At 50.9% G+C, this 16,612-nt stretch carries 10 protein-coding genes; 4 read left to right on the top strand and 6 right to left on the bottom strand.

What is annotated here, in order from left to right:
• Nucleotides 1-89: 89 nt before the first annotated feature.
• From FY034_RS15825 to FY034_RS15840, 4 genes are all read left to right on the top strand, one after another.
• Nucleotides 90-917, top strand: coding sequence for a flagellin (locus FY034_RS15825; protein WP_265552253.1), 828 nt, complete (start codon nt 90-92; stop codon nt 915-917).
• Nucleotides 918-1,047: 130 nt separating this feature from the next.
• Nucleotides 1,048-1,872 (top strand): flagellin, encoded by an 825-nt coding sequence (locus tag FY034_RS15830; protein WP_265552255.1) that lies wholly within the window; start codon nt 1,048-1,050, stop codon nt 1,870-1,872.
• Between the two features lie 303 nt (nt 1,873-2,175).
• Nucleotides 2,176-2,637, top strand: a complete 462-nt coding sequence (locus FY034_RS15835) for a hypothetical protein (protein ID WP_265552258.1) — start codon at nt 2,176-2,178, stop codon at nt 2,635-2,637.
• A gap of 5 nt (nt 2,638-2,642) precedes the next feature.
• On the top strand, nt 2,643-3,068 hold the full coding sequence (locus tag FY034_RS15840; RefSeq protein ID WP_265552260.1) for a flagellar biosynthesis repressor FlbT: 426 nt from the start codon (nt 2,643-2,645) through the stop codon (nt 3,066-3,068).
• On the opposite strand, the gene FY034_RS15845 is transcribed toward FY034_RS15840, so the two are convergent.
• The 6 genes from FY034_RS15845 to FY034_RS15870 all read right to left on the bottom strand — a co-directional run bounded on the left by FY034_RS15845 (nt 2,999) and on the right by FY034_RS15870 (nt 16,581).
• Nucleotides 2,999-7,282, bottom strand: a complete 4,284-nt coding sequence (locus tag FY034_RS15845) for a glycosyltransferase (protein WP_265552262.1) — start codon at nt 7,280-7,282, stop codon at nt 2,999-3,001. The two genes, FY034_RS15840 and FY034_RS15845, sit on opposite strands and share 70 nt — an antisense overlap.
• Before the next feature lie 2 nt (nt 7,283-7,284).
• Nucleotides 7,285-8,205: a tetratricopeptide repeat protein gene (locus FY034_RS15850; protein WP_265552264.1), complete on the bottom strand. Its 921-nt coding sequence runs from the start codon at nt 8,203-8,205 to the stop codon at nt 7,285-7,287.
• 58 nt (nt 8,206-8,263) lie between these two features.
• Entirely contained in the window at nt 8,264-13,141 is a 4,878-nt protein-coding gene (locus FY034_RS15855) for a glycosyltransferase (protein ID WP_265552266.1), read from the bottom strand.
• Between the two features lie 90 nt (nt 13,142-13,231).
• Complete coding sequence (locus FY034_RS15860; RefSeq protein ID WP_265552268.1) at nt 13,232-14,308, bottom strand: class I SAM-dependent methyltransferase; 1,077 nt, start codon at nt 14,306-14,308, stop codon at nt 13,232-13,234.
• Nucleotides 14,305-14,913 carry a hypothetical protein gene (locus FY034_RS15865; RefSeq protein WP_265552269.1) on the bottom strand — a complete coding sequence of 203 codons (609 nt, stop codon included), beginning with the start codon at nt 14,911-14,913 and terminating at the stop codon, nt 14,305-14,307. Before FY034_RS15865 ends, FY034_RS15860 begins: the two co-directional genes overlap by 4 nt.
• Before the next feature lie 66 nt (nt 14,914-14,979).
• Complete coding sequence (locus tag FY034_RS15870) at nt 14,980-16,581, bottom strand: glycosyltransferase (protein WP_265552271.1); 1,602 nt, start codon at nt 16,579-16,581, stop codon at nt 14,980-14,982.
• Between the last annotated feature and the right edge of the window lie 31 nt (nt 16,582-16,612).

Raw genomic sequence — 16,612 nt, forward strand, 5'->3', positions numbered from 1 at the left:
ATTAGCGCGCACGGGCTGGCCCTCTTGCAGGAAGCCCACAAAACGCCGACCGACTGACGCGTTTTGCTACCGCACAAGGAGGCATCATCATGGCTATGGGCGACATTTCACTCACCGCCGGCATGCGGAGTAACCTGCTTTCGCTGCAAACAACGACCGGCCTGATTGACAAAACCCAGACCCGTCTATCAACCGGCAAAAAAGTCAACACCCCGCTTGACAACCCTACAAACTTTTTTGCAGCACAAGGCCATGTCACCCGGGCAAACGACCTGTCTGTACGCAAGGATGGAATGGCAGAAGCCATTCAAATGGTCACAGCAGCAGATACCGGCATTAAAGGCATATCATCTTTGATCCAGGCTGCTCAGGGTGTAGCCGGTGCTGCGCTGGCAACCAGCGACGTGAACGAACGATCAAGCTACTCATCGACCTTCAGCACTCTCCTCAACCAGATTTCAATGATGGCCAGTGACTCCGGCTATCGGGGTACAAACCTGTTGACCGGTGGCTCCCAGACCGTAGAGTTTGGTCAGCGCACCAACTCATCAACACTCCAGATTAACGGCTTTGATGCTACTGCTACCGGCCTGACAACCAAATCTGCAACTGCAGAGGCATGGTCAGTTTCCGGCAATTCGGCCATCAACTCATCATCCAGCGAGCTTGAATCAGCACTTAGTTTTCTGCGGGCCAAGTCTTCGACCCTGTCTGCCAGCCTGAGTGCTGTTACCACCAGGCAGGATTTTACCAGCAACATGATTAACACACTGAAGATCGGGGCTGATAATATCACCTTGGCCGACACCAATGAAGAAGGAGCCAACATGCTGATGCTTCAGACCCGGCAAAATCTTGGTATCACGTCACTCTCCATGGCATCACAATCTGCCCAGGCCGTCATGAGACTATTCTAACCACCTAATATCGTGCCGAAAAATAATTTTGCATTTTTTCTTAAACCTCTTGCGACAACCAACCGATATGTTACACTAAGCAACACAAACGGCAAGAATGCCGTGAAAACATCCAGAAAGGAGAAGTACCATGGCAGACAGCATCTCTCTAACCTCCGGCATGAGGAGCAACCTCCTCTCACTCCAAGGCACAGCAAAACTGATTGATCAGACCCAGACCCGACTGGCAAGCGGCAAGAAGGTAAACACACCGCTTGACAACCCGACCAACTATTTTGCAGCACAGGGGCACATGACACGTGCCAGCGACCTATCTGTACGTAAAGACGGCATGGCTGAAGCCATCTCAATGGTTACCGCCGCTGACACAGGCATCAAGGCCATAACCTCCCTGATTTCTGCTGCACAAGGTGTTGCAGGCGCAGCTCTGGCCACCAGTGATGCCAATGAGCGTTCTACCTACACCGGCACCTTTAACACCCTGCTGAGCCAGATATCCCAGCTGGCTTCAGACTCCGGTTATCGCGGCACCAACCTGCTGACAGCCGGTTCACAGACCGTTGAATTCGGTCAACGTACCAACTCAGCAACCCTGCAGATCAGCGGCTTCGACGCAACTGCTACTGGCCTCACCACAAAATCAGCAACTGCGAATGCTTGGTCCGTTACCGGCAACTCAGCCATTAACTCATCTTCTGGTGAGTTGGAGTCTGCACTGAGCTTCCTGCGCGCCAAGTCTTCATCGCTTTCCGCAAACCTGAGCGTTGTGACCACCCGTCAGGACTTCACCAACAACATGATCAACACCCTGCAGACCGGTGCTGACAACCTGACCTTGGCTGACACCAACGAGGAAGGCGCTAACATGCTGATGCTGCAGACCCGTCAGAACCTGGGCATCACCTCCCTGAGCATGGCATCTCAGTCCGCTCAGGCAGTTCTGAGACTGTTCTAATCCAACAGTAGCCGTTCCTTAGGTTAGACCTTTTGAGTGAAAGAGGGGTGGGGATACCTAAATCCCCACCCCTCTTTCTACAATTGGTCAAAAACCGTTGGTTACTACGAGGAGGGTGACATGGATGTCAATTCAACCACGAATGCATCAGCTTCATATCTTAATACGCAATCCCTTCAAAGGACTGCAGATTCTCAGCCCGCATCAACAACACTGCAGCAGTTACAAACGCAAGGTTATCAGCAGCCACCCTCGGATGTTCAAAACAGCCAGCCAGCAGACAAAGTAAACATATCATCTACCGTGACGGTTAAGAATCTTGACACCGTCCGGGCCATTGAACAGATGAACGCCCGCATGAACCAACTGGCTAAAGGGGCCCGCGAGACCAATGAGGAAATCAACAAAGCTGTTGAGCAGGTCAATGCCATGCAGAGCAACCTGACGGCTATTGTGAAAAATTTCCCGCCATTCCCGATGGAAAGCAAGGAACGCCAGGAACTGCTGATGAGTTACTCATCCATCCGACAGGAGCTCATGAGGATGACCGTACCACAGCCTCCCCCGCCACTCTATGAGCAGGTAAAGCATGAGTGGGACAAGACTGTCGGGCAGAATGGCCAGATGCTTGCGAGTGCGGTACCAGCTCTTGATACCGGCAGCAGCGACGCACAGGTCAAACAGACTGCTGCTCAACTGGAAACATTCAGCACGAGCCTTGCTGACCTGAGTTCAGGCGTAACCAAGGCTCTGATCGGCGGTTAAACGGCATGTCACTCAAAATTCGATTGAAGCCGAACGAGAAAATGCTCATCGGTAATGCTGTCATCTCAAACGGCGAGCGCACCACCGAGTTTTACATCGAAAACAGGGTTCCTATCCTGCGTGAAAAAGAGATCATGAAGGAAGACGCCGCCTCGACACCGGGGCGGCAGGTCTACTTTCTTGTTCAGCTCATGTATGTTGATGAAGAGAATTTTGAAACCTATCACAATAGATTCTGGGAGATTGTGCGGCAGATCATTCTGGCGGCTCCCAGCACCACACCGATTATCACCAGCATCTGCCACGAAATCATGGGACGCCGCTTCTATCAGGCCATGAAAGAGGCACGGCACCTGATAGACTATGAGCAGGAACTGGTTGACGCCGCTTCAGCCGATGGAGAGACCGCAAAGGCATCAGAAAGCGCCTGATAAACAGCAACAAGATCAGCTCTTTCCTTTTTTTGCTCCATTATTGCGGCAACCCCCTGCAACAGCTGAGTACAGCCTATCCCCTTGTCAGCAAGCCCCTGCAACAGGGCACGACCCTCCATAGCCCTGCCAACACGGTATAGCCCCAGCGCAACCAGGGCAATAAGCGCCGTGTTTTCTGGGCATCGGGCCTGAGCTTCAACACTCTTCCTGAAGGCTTCATCACTGGCGCAGATGCAGACCTCGGCCAGGGCGCTGTTAACCAGAGCATCCGTCAGTGTTGAATCCAACACAACCGCTTTATGGCTGGCGGCAAGAGACTCCTGAAGATCACCCGTTCGTAGCAGCACATACCCCAGATTGAACCACCCCCGTGCGAACTCAGGTTGCAGCCGAAGCAGGTCTCTCCACAGACGTTCGGCAGTGGCGAACTGCTCAAGCTCACCAGCCTGTACGGCAAGCTCATAGAGCGCCTTCTGATCATCCGGACTCTCAGCCAACTTTTGCAGACCAAGCTCAAGATACCGAAGCTGCTTGTCCCTGTTTGACCTCTTAAGCAGTTCACCATAATGGTGGATCGGCACCTGATGCTTTTCCATCTGTAGGCCTGCCAGCCGCACCGTATCTTCAACCATTTCATGGATACGACCCTGAAAACGGATTTCTGGCTGATTGGGAAAGATACGAACCTTGTCGCTAGCTGTCCAACCTGCACCTGCCTCATCCTCCGGGTACTCCCCCTGGCAGGGCACAAACCCCTCATAACTGGTGGTGTTAGAATAATTTCGTGTGGTCATGACAAAGGCACGATCAGGGGGTGTCGCAGCCAAAGCTGCATTAAAAATCTGACGATCCCTGGCAGAGAGCACCTCATCAGCATCCATCACCAGAATCCAGTTGCCAGTGGCCAGATCAAGGCTTCGGTTGCGGGCATGGGAAAAGTCTTCCTGCCACGCATAATGAGCCACTTTTGCCCCGAAAAGTTCCGCAATCAGAACTGTCCGATCTGATGAGCCGGTATCAACAACTACTATCTCATGCACCAGTGGCTTACAGGAGGCAAGGCAACGCGCCAGACTGTTCTCCTCATCCTTCACAATCATGCAAAGAGAAACTGATCGACCAGGCTCTGCTGTAGCCTGATGTGGTCCACACTCTCTGCGCTGGGCGAGAGCAACCTGAATCACCTGATCATCAGGCCCGAATACGACAAGGAACTCCTCGGCCCAAGATAATAGTTTAGGACATTGATCCAGGGCCGCCAGTTCAACCCGCAGACGAGCAAGCCCTCTAGAGAGAGGATAAAGCCGAAAAGCCTCATCCACAACGGACAAAAGCCCCTCAACACCTCGCTGCGCAGCTTTAAGCAGTGCCTTTTGCAACTGCGAATACCACGGCTCAAGCATAAATCTATTCACAAGCAGTGCATCAGCATATGCCTGATCATCCTGGTCAACCAGCATCACGTCAGGGGCAGAAGCTGATTTTACCCGTCCAGCAAGGTTCTGCACCCGAATATCATCCGGGTGGTCCCTCAGACAGATTAAGAGCAGTTCTTCAGCTTCTTTATACCGCTCATCGAGCAGAAAGCGCTCAGCCTGTTCAAGCATACGGTAGACTGCAATCTGCTTTCCCAATACCGGGTCTATCACCGGCTTGCTCCATTTTTGCTGAAACAAGGCAGCATTTCTGGACAGTGCGGAACCGTAATCGATCCTATTAGCCCTGAACGATATACTGCCGTGATGATGAATATACACATCGGCAGCGATCATGTTCTGGTGGCCAGCCACGGCAGAACGAATGCAAAAATCATCATCCTCGTAATTGCCGGTGCCGAACTGTTCATCCAGCAAGCCTATTTTATCAGTCAAACTTCTGCTAAACAGCATGCAGAAGCCAACAATACGCCGAGAGTTCACCTTCCGGAAGCGATGCTGTACCCTGAACTGGCGTGCAAACGCATCAAGCTCTCCAGAATCGGCATAATCAGGGTCAGACACCACCTGGATCCCGCTTGCATTGTTTGTCAGAGGCCCTACAATGCCTGCCAGAGGATCAGATGCATGACATTCAAGCAGGCCTGCCAGCCATTCCGGCGTCACAATCACATCATTGTTCAACAGCACAATATAACTGCCGCACGCCTGGTGCATTCCCTGGTTACAGCCAGCGGCATAGCCTCGGTTCTCAGGATTCAGCACAAGCCGGTATCGTCCGTCTTCAGCCGCTCGCTCCATCAGTCGCTGCGGGGTACCGTCAGTTGAGCCGTTATCCACCACAATCAGCTCATACGGTTCAGGTGTATGACGCTTAATTGATGCGAGGCATTCTTCTGTAACGTCCCATTGGTTAAAAGTCAGGATAACAAGGGAGACCAGCGGTTTCCCATCAGCAGTTATCGGACACTCCCAAGCCTTAGGCAGACGCAGAATCTGGTTAAAGCCCACAGCGGGGTTAAAAACCGGACAGGATGGCGAAAACCAGTCAACACCCCATAGTTCTCGAGGAACGGGAACCCGCCCGGATCCATAGTGTGCTGCAAGAATCCAGTACAGGGCATCACTGCTCTCCTGCAGCAACCTGCCGGTAGTGGTTACAGAATCTGTCTTAAAACTATGCTGACCTTCATGCCAGACAAAGCAATCAGTAGCGATCAGCAGACGATAGTTGTGTATCCGTAGTCGCCATGATAATTCCAGATCGTCATTACCCAGAAACAGCCGTTCATCAAGCCCCCCCAGCTGTTCAAGAATACTCCTCCTGATCATCAGACAGAACCCGATCAAAAGCCTGGCTTCCTCTGACTTCCCTTTGTTCATCTGGTAGAGCTGATCTGCAGCCTGCTCAGGGCTCACCCCGTTCGGCAAGGTTCCCGACCAGTGACAGGCCACCGATTGCCGAGCAGCGGCAAAATTTGAAACCGGCCCTACTGCAGCAATTTTGGGATCATTAAGGCGACCTGCCAGACGGTCAAGCCAGCACTCTGTCACAACAGTATCCGGATTCAACAGCACCACAAGAGGAGTCTTTACTTGCCTAATCCCCTGGTTGGTCGCCACAGAGAACCCTCTGTTTTCCTTGTTCTGAATAAGCTCAAGCAGCAGTTTTGATTGAAACGTTTCGATAATTGCACAGGTTGTATCACGGGAGTTGTTGTCCACCACCACCACCCGATCTGAAGCCGCAACCGTCCGCTCCAGACTTTCAAGGCATGCGGCGATAGTTGCAGCAGAGTTATAGGTGACAATGACAATGGTAACGGCATCACGTTGCTCAGAAGCCGGCTTTAAGAGCCTCGGCAGCGCCTCCCCCCACTTGGCAAAAAAGAGGCTCCGGTTATTTTGGTATACCCGCTCAAACTGCTCAGCCTTTGCCCTGGCCTGCTGCTGCATCCCGATCAGAAGCGGGTCATCGGCAGCAAGAGTTATCCCTTTACCCTTCAGCACCCCCAGATAACGTTCCAGCACCAACGCCTCTGCCTTTAGTGTCCCGCCCTGATGGTGGATCAATGTAGTATCGGCACAAACCCATGACAAAAGCCCCTGTGACCGAAATGCCAGGCAAAGGTCATCATCCTCCCATCCGTTTTCATAACGTTCATCAAAGGGACCAATCGTAAAAAACTGTTCCCGTCGCAGCAGCATGCAGGCGCCGGTAATGGTCAAAAAGGAACCACCCTGGCACGCTTCTGGCAACTTGGCAGACTGCTCATAGAGATAATGTTCACTGCGAGGCCAACTGGACTGATCAAGATGCCAAACCTTACCGCAGTGCTGCACCGTTTCATCAGGAAATAGCAGGCGTGGCGCCACAATACCCACCTCAGGCCGTTGCTGAAGAACCTCTGCTAGCGGTTCAAACCATCCCGGTGAGCGCACCTCAATATCGTTGTTCATGAACAGAAGCAACTCACCGCGTGCTGAACGTGCTCCATAGTTACAGGCCCGGGCAAAGCGATGTGGTGCAGTGTTGGCAACTACCTTGATACGACCATCAGACCGCACCAATTCTTCTAGTTTTTCAACGGTTTCATCCGTTGAACCATCGTCAACGATGACTATTTCAAAGGGGATATTTAGCGGATAGACTAGTAAGGAATCAATACAGGCCCGCGTTAAGGGCCACTGGTTATGGACGGGGATGATGATGGAGAGACCTGGAACGGCCAAGGGGGCATCAGCCCCCTTGACAGAACCTTCAGCGAAAGACATTGCTAAATACCTGCCAGGAAGGTCCGGGCCTCTGTATTCCAGGGCTGAAGTGTCAGCACCTTATTGATGAATATCCGGGCCTGTTCCTTCAGCTCTGCAGCCTTTGAAAAAATAGCCAACGCAGTCAACACCTCCACATCGTTCGGGTAGTCCTTAAGCAGCTGGACGTACATTTCGACCGCATCATCAGTCATTCCGAATGCGACATAACACAGGTCAGCAAGGTTTTTGCGATACATGGCATTAGCTGGCTCATACTTCACCGCTTGCTCATGGTGTACACGGGCCAGTTCATACTCACCCCGCCCGGTATAGATGATGCCGAGGTTGTTATGGGCAAGGGCATTGGCAGGATTCTGTTCCAGTAAACGCTTAAGCGGGGCTATTTCTTCATCCACCTGCGGCAAGTCAACCGACTGGCGATATTCAGCCGCCGAGACCGGCCCATCCAGCCGGGCCAGAATTTCACGGACCGCTGCATTGTCCGGTTCAAGCTGATTGGCTTTACGGTAGAATGCCCGTGCCTCATCAGGCCGGCCAATTTTCTCACTGATATTGCCTAGCGCGGTCAGGATCTCAAAATCGTCTGGCCAAGCATTCAACAACTCAGTCAGCATCTCGATCGCATCATCATTCCAGCCCATAACCACAAAGTAAAATTCGGCCAGATTCTTGACTACCGTAGGATTATTCGGCTGCAACCGGTTGGCCTTCTCATAGTGTGCCAAGGCAAGCAGTTCATTACCTGCCTGGTGGTACAACACCCCGAGATCATTATGGGCCAGCGGCACATCTGAAAACATCTTGAGAAACGTTTTGATCTCAGTAATGGCAGCTTCCGTAGACTCCCGGGTAAGGCAGGCCCGCAACCGTTGATATGCATTCTGGGCTTCATATTGGTTGTAAGGGACAACGGCAGTCATTTGGCGCTCCTAACGTTACGTAAATTTTGAAGAATTTTACCCACAAATGGCGATTTATTCAACAGCATTCTCGTATCACACCAACAATTTCCTGGTAGCATGATGACCATTTGGCGGCATCCTGAGTAATCGTCAAAACCGGCTCGATCTTACCTGCAAGCTGAGAAATCATTTCCGGAGCGTCTATCATTTGCTGCATATACTGCCGCAACATATCTAGATCATTCGGGTCAAAGAGAATGCCATTTTCCATATGACAAACCGCCTCTGGAATTCCACCGACCTGTGCAGCAAGCACCGGAACTCCAGCGGCAAGCGACTCGCGCACCGTGAGGCAGTAACTCTCAATGTACGACGGCACTACCGTAACATCAAATCCAGCAAGAATAGAGCATAGTTCATGGGGCTGATATCCACCGCAGAATTCGATCCGAGGATTGTTGATGAACTCTCTCAGCAAAGAAGTAATCTGGTTGGTTCCACAGCCGTGAATGCGTAGCCGGGCGTGGTTGCCCTTGGTCTTGGAAAAGGCATGCACCAGACCAAAGACATTTTTTATCTCATTGATTGAGCCGATATAACCAAAAACCAGTTCCTGTCCCAATTGCCGTCCCCGCTGTGGACATGGCTCTACTCCCAGCGGCCGTACCTCAATCTCCCGTTGAATGCCGTAGCGAGCGAACATATCGGCAACAAAACGGGATGGAGCGCTTACCATGGTTGCCTCAGTCAAGATCCGTTGTACACTCTGTGCACGTTCCTCCATAAACTGCTCATACTGTCCACCAGGCTCGCCCATACACAACAGGCAGTCATGCTTTGATACTGGCCCTTGACAGACATTACCTACACCTCGAAACAAGTGAGTGCGCAGACACAGCAACCAGAAATCGTGCAGAGTTACCACCACAGGCACACCAACCTCTGACGCGCATGAAACCAACGAGTTGGGCAAAAACTGCAGGTGCTGAATATGCACCAGGTCAAACTGCTCTTGAATCAGCAGTTCCTTAAACAGCTGTTCAATTTCAGGATTTTCAAGCGTAGAAGTGAAAGGAGGCACACCGTCACCAGTCAACCTGAATGCAGGTATACCATCCCATGCATATGGCTCAATCCCAAGACGGGCCCCGGCGTAGCGGAAAGGGTAGAACACCGCCAGATGATGCCCCAATTCCTGCAATGCCTTAGCCATACGATGGCAGTAGCTCTCCACGCCGCCAACATTTTGGGGTAGATAGTCGTGCAGCACAAACAGAATCTTGAGCCCCTTATTCATGCCTGAGGCTGTTGCCCGCCCATCCATCTGCATATCTGTACGATAGTTCAGGTAGGTGTCCAGAATAGCAGCCTGTTGTCCCTGTCCCCTTGCACACAAACGAGCTCGGTAAGACTCAAGCAATTCACTACACTCCTGGCTTTTATAGACGGGCGGAACACCAACACGGCACCCAAGATACTCGAAGAGCTCAAGCACCTCCCTGTCGCCCTCTTGTAGCGCAATTAGCCCACACACCTGCTTGACCTGCGTTGTCAACTCCTGCTGCAACATTGGATCGGCACAATCTGCCAGCCAGGCCATTAGTCGGTCGGCTAGGAGCCTGCCGAACCCTGCTGAATGCAGATAAGCCTGCCTATCCGCCAACACACAAAGAGATTGTTGCACTGCAGCCCGTGCCTCTGCTGGATTTAACAAATTCAACAGGGGAAACAGCTCCCTAAAACTATGACTGTTCAGAAATTGTATCGCTGCACAGCAGGAATCAAGTATACCTGCCTCCATGAAACGGTTGGTCCCCTGGTCGGGATGAATCCTGGTAATGCTGGAACTTTGGTTGATGAACCGTGATGGATAGCGTGCTGAAATCCGCAGCCACAGATCATAATCCTGGCCATAATGCAGCGTTTCGTCAAAACCGCCAATCTCGCAGAAAACATCTCGCCTGACAGCAATGGTGATACCGTTGACATAGTTAAAACGAAAAAACCAAAGCACCTGAAATTCCTGAGGAGGAATAACAAGCTCAGACTGCACCACATCGTGCATCACGATGCCTGTATCCTCATATAGCAGGCCGTGGTTGGTATGCATGAACCTGACATCAGGTTCCTTCTTAAGCACGGCAAGATGGCAGGCTAATTTATCGGGCAGAAACAGGTCATCAGAAGAAAGCCAGCAGATCCACTCGCCCCTTGCCTCTGACAAGGCCCGGTTCAGGGCAGACCCCACACCTCCATTTTCCTTATGGAATACACGAATTCTGGCATCACGTGCCGCATACTCTGCCAAAACCAGTTGAGTGTGGTCTGTGGAGCCGTCGTTCACCACCACAGCCTCCCAATCCGCTACTGTCTGGGCCAGCAAGGAATCCAGAGACTGGCAGAGAAAATCAGCCTGGTTATACGTAGGAACAAGAACGGAGAACAGGGGGGCAGCGCTAGAAAGAGATCGTTTTGCTGTCATCTCATTAGCGGCAGTGACCATAGTAATATAACGACGAATGGCTGCAACTTCCTGCTGTTCACCGGCAGCTGCCAGCTTGTCGGCGTGGCACTCAAGATCGGTGCGCCAATCATGAGCAACATAGGCAACAGGCATGGGAATCGACTGAAGCAGTTTAAGCATAACCTGTAAAATCTCGTTGCCTAGTCCAAGCGCACTGGGGCGATCCATGACCATCTTCAAAAAGTCTGAAAGCTGCTCAGCTCTCCGTGGTGTCATGGCGGCCTTGAGCCTGTCCCAAACAGCAGCTGCATACCCACAACGATTGACAAACGCTTTCGGATTCACGAGCACCCTGGACAGGGCAATAAACGCATAGTTCATCTGTTCCGGTTGATCAAGATCAAGCAAAGGGAAGAGTTCTTCAAGGGTTTGACTATTTAGGCACGCAAGAGCCGCGCGGGCTGAGTCATAGATACCGGCCTCAACAAACTGGCTGGTGCCCTGGCCGGCATGTATCCTGGTCACACAGGTCGGCTTGTCAATAAAGCGGGAGCGAAAGCGAGTGCTTATTCTCATCCAGAGATCAAAGTCTTGTCCATACTGATATGATGCATTAAACGTCCCTACTGCATCAAAGACGCTACGGTGCACCGCAATGCTGATTCCGTTTACATAGTTGATCTCCAGAAACCTTACCAGCTGTTCTTCAACTGGAGGGATGAGCGTGGCAACATCGATGGGGGCTGAAGTCACACTCCCATCCTCCTCATACAAAACCAAATAGTTAGTATGCATGAACCGCACACCCGAATCGTTCCGGATCACCTCAACATGACAGGCGAGCTTATCTGGCAGAAAAAGATCATCTGAAGAGAGCCAGCAAATCCAGTCTCCCTGCGTTTCGGCCAAAGCCCGATTAAGAGCGCTCCCCACACCAGCATTCTTTTGGCAAAACACCCGAATTCTGGCGTCTCTTTCAGCATATTCAGCTAATACGCGAGAAGTATGATCTGTGGAACCATCGTTCACAACCACAGCTTCCCATTTAGCATAGGTCTGAGCCAGCAATGAATCAAGGGCAACCCGAAGAAATTCGGCCTGATTATACGTGGGAACAAGAATGGAAAAGAAGGGGGAAGTACCGCCTGCCAGGTTACAAGACCTCGATGCAAACGGGAAGCCCGTTACCTGTTCAAAACCGGCAGCAAACATCTGTTTTTGATTGAAGAGCGAAAAATGCTCGGCAGTTGTCCTGCCGTTCTCAATCAAGCGTGTTCTTAATGCTGCATCCTTCAGCAGCCGCTCCATAGCTACAGCAAGAGCCGCCACATCACCAACCGGCACTTTCAGACAATTTACACCATCCTCCGCAATGCCATCCAGCCCATGACTTTCTGTCATTACAACCGGAGTTCCGCATGCCATCGCCTCCAGCACAGGCAGACCAAACCCTTCATACCAGGAAGATGAGACAAACAAATCCGACTGACTATACAGCTCACGCATTGCACCTGAGGTATTGCAGCAGCGCAGCTCATATGTATAAACGCCAACATGCTCATGCCCTATTTGCTCAGGAAGAATCTGCTCACCACAACTATTGAGTAGGTGCAGCTTCCATTCTGCATGCCGTGCTGCCAGCGCCATTACCGCATCTTTTACTGTACGCACGCCCTTCAAGGCATGATTGGGGTTGCCACAGACCAGAATCCTGTAATTCTCCGAATTGGTGCAATGTGCTGCAGGCCTGAAAACATCCAGGTCCACACCATTGGTTATCAATATCGTATCCTGCTGATACTTCTGCCTAAAGTAGTGTTGCAGGTGGGGTGAAACAACAATTCTCCCCACCGGTAACGTATTAAGCAGATCAAATAATGGAACGGGAGTCATAAGGTCGTCTGTGGCTGGAGGGGCATAGTGGAATTCCTCCACCCCCTGACAGAGGTGGTAAATCCTTTTACCACAGGTATCCGCATAGCGGAGGATCAATGGGATCTCTAAGACAGAATAGACTACCACCACCGGATCGGCTATTGCCCCATAGCGGACCTGCTCATCGACAATGCATTTAAAACGGGCATTGACGGACATCCAGGCAGGCGGATAATCATCAGAATAGACCGTTACCCTGCAGCCAAGATCTGTCAGCCAGTTGATATAACGAAAAATATTTAAGGTACCACCCCCCATAGCAGTTGAGTGGCGGACGGTGAAGGCAATGCTGGGAGGCATCTCCGGTTGCCCCCCAGGGCAACAGGAGACCGACTCCCGCTCGAAATCATACCTGGCAGAGAGATGATCTAAAATCTCACGATATGTCACCGTTACCTGTTCGTCCGAAAGACAGGCTAGCGTTACTTCATCAAGCGATGCGTCATAGTTGACTTTGGTAGTACCTTCAATGACAACACCTTCTCTTTCGAAAGAAAATGTGAGTACGAAGCTGCCGTCATGCCGAGGTGATATGCTGCAGTCACGTATAACCACAGCAGGGGCTCTAGCACCACTACTGCTGACACCAGAGGATGCCGTATTTGCTATAGCATATTCAGTCATAGTATTTGAGGCAGGAGCTCTTCATGTTTTTTGCCGACGCAACCAGATACTTTGACTCCCACTCAGATGGCATGCCGGGTCGTACAGAGGGAATGCAGCTCCAAGAATCTCAGGCATTTCTGATGTGACGGCAGCCATTGAGACAAGAATTTCAAACTCATTATTGAAAGCCAAAAAAGCCTGCAACAGATACGACTCAGTCCAGAACATCCTAAATGATGGATTGGTATGATACACTTCAGCATATTCGTACGGCATAGGAATGTCATGAAAATGGATGATAACGCCGGGTGCCAGCCTGGGAAGGACCTCCAGAATCAGATAATTAACATCCCCACCAGTTTTGACCACATGCCCGGAATCAATAAAGAGCACATCGCCATCACGTAGGTGACTAAAAAATGATACGGGCAAAGTCTCCACCCGCTGTTTGAGGAGGTTGCTCACGCACTGAAGTTTTCCAATATGTGCATCATCAGGATAGGGGTCAACAATGGTATAGTCACACTGTCTGCCAAACTCCTTCATATTTTGCAGAACTGCCGCGTTTATAATTTGCGAGGAATTACCCGAGCCGATTTCAACAATACGTTGTGGCTGAAAAAAACGGAGAATGCAGTGCAACGCGGCTGCACAGCCAAAGGAAAAACAACCATTCTCAGTATAAAAAGCATCATTATTCCCAGCTGGTTTTGGCGACCAGTCACACTCATGTCCAAAACGACGCCCCAGATAAAGAAGCAACTCAGACTGGCGCTTCAAATCCCAGTCAATGCCAGACAGATTACTGGTCCGTTGGTATACTCCCCGCTCCTGAAGATCTCTTATGTCCGGCAATGGTGAGTAGAAATGTACCGGCATCGGCAAGCAGCCATGTTCTAGGCAAGCATCGGTACCTTTTCCGGTTTTTGCCATGGTTGCAACAGCAGGGGCCAGGGCAACGTAAAAATTTTCGATTTCTTCTGGGGGCAACCTTTGAACCATCAAAGCGAGATGCCCAATCACTTCGGCAGCGGTCAGCGTCTCCTCATCTCGCGCCACTGTTGACGAAGATGGCTTGCCTTGTGAAAATACGTTTTTTGATAGCCCGTCAATCATAGCCGTATACCGATGGATGGAGGAAGTTTTCTGAACTGCCCCAGCAACCTCAAGTCGGCTCGCCTGCTGCTCGAGGTCTGAGCGCCAATCCCATAACGTGACCGGTCGTCGGTGATGCAGCGAAACCGTGCGTTCAGGGTGGTCCAGCGAGGGTGGAAATCGTCGGAGAATACCGTAACCTCAGCCCCCATATCTGTCAGCCAGTTGACGTAGCGAAAGAGGGCCATGGTGCCGCCCCCCATGGCTGTCGAGTGACGTACGGTGACGGCGATGCGGGGAGGCAGCTCCGGTCTCAATTCGGAGAAATAGACGGGCGATTCCCGATCGAACTCGTAGCCATTGGCAAGAAAAGCTCTCACATCTGCTATGGATAGGACTAACTGCTCACCGCTAGCTTGGTCGATGAGTATTACGCCATCAAGAGGGCTGTGATACTGGAGCTGGACAGAGGCGCCAAAGCGTCTCCCGCTCCTCTCCCAGACGACGTTGAGCGCATAGTTACCGCCGTGGCCAGGCAATACCGCACAGTCCCTGATTGTGGGGATGGGATCATCCTCCGCTCCGGAATATAGAAGCCGGTCATTGCCGTTCGTCAACTGCGCCATGTTAGTGCATCTCCACTCTTAAAGTTTACTAAGACCAAGTGCTGCTTTTGCACCATATTCCCTTATTTACCAATGCTCGACAGACAGCAACTTACGGTAAACATCCTCGCACCGCCTTATGCCTTTGGTTGGATTACCTTGTCTCTTTTGTACCTGCTCCCAGCATGTTTCAGACATCACCCTGTAAAAGCCGTCATCATCCAGAAGGCGGAATACCGTCTCTTTCATCCTCTCGAAGTCATTGCGTTGAATGATCAGTTCAGGAATATCTGCGAAACAATCAACAACGGACCACTCGGTTTGGTCATAATTTCTTAGATAGTTATTTTCAAAGGAAACGAATGGAATAGATAAGGCCATGGCGTCTGCCAATACATGTCCTCCACCGGAAGGGAATGTATCGATAAGCAGGTCGGCAAGACACATAATATTCAAACAGTCCTTTCTCCACCCCAACATCCTGACTCGCTGCCACTCAGGGCATTTTCTGAGTTCGTCCCTAAAGGGTAGTTGCATCTCTTCAGCGCCAACAACCAGATAGTAGGAATCCTGTCGCAGTTGTAAAATTTCCAGCACAGCGATCCAGTATTCGAAAAGCTGAAATTTTTCTGCTCTGCCGACACTCATCAAGACTCGGCTGGCACCCGGCAAACCAAAATCATCCCTTGTCGCTGGCCTGATCTCTCTCCGATCAGGCAAACCGATCTCGAAAGAGACCAGTGACCCGTTACAAGGGGTATCCATGAGTGGGTGAGGCGACCATGACAATACCCAGTCCAGCAGTGGAGCCGCATATTGGGCTGGGGGCCCCTGCAACAGCCCGGCAACCAATGGCGCGGGGCGAGTAGCGGCGATGAAATAATGCTCAAAATCAGCAAGTAGTGCCGAAGTCACCAATAAATCGGTTTCTGATTCAAAAATCTTGCTGGCAATGCAAAGCAATCGGTCCTTTCTAGATAGATGAGCTGGTGCAACATGGACCTTACATCCATACGAAACAAAATCTTTCACGTGCTCGCTCCCCTGAGGAGCACGGACCACGTCCTCAATACTGTCCGGTATATAGAAACTGATGTCAAACCGTTCCTTATCATGGTATTTGGCCATAATCTTATTGTTTTTTATCAGTACAGAATTTATGTGAGTGACACCGAAAACCAGATATGCAATTTTTATCTTGTTCCCTTGAAGAATTTTTCTCCGTGGAGGGTTCATTCTATATGGACTCGCGAGCTTCTCTACACATCTGAGGACTTCGTAATCATATTCATAGTAGTCCCTGTGGAGATGAGTGGCCACAGCATACTGCCAGAGATTGAAATAGTTCAGAGTGGCATCAACGTTTGAGGACAGAGATTCCTTTACCCCACGCTGCTTATATGCCTCTTTTATTGCGGTAATATCATTGCGGGCAAGGTGGATCTTGACGAAGAGAGGTAGAATCTCAGGAGAAAAGTCAGATATTATCCAGGCTCGTTTGATGCAAACGGAGGCATTTTCAAAATCTGAGACATCCAAAAAAGCTGATGCCAAACGGCAATTTACCTCACAGCGGAGTTCCCTGCTTTCTGAACAAAGACAAGCTAGCAGGTCAACCTGCCGAGGTTTTCCGCCCGAACGTATTTGTTGAACGTTTTCTTCAACTTGCTCGCACAACGCACTTTTCATACGGCTGCCAATCTCCCCTAACTCACACAAG

It is taken from the genome of Trichlorobacter lovleyi (assembly GCF_015239775.1).
In the GTDB taxonomy this organism is placed as follows: Bacteria; Desulfobacterota; Desulfuromonadia; order Geobacterales; family Pseudopelobacteraceae; genus Trichlorobacter; species Trichlorobacter lovleyi_B.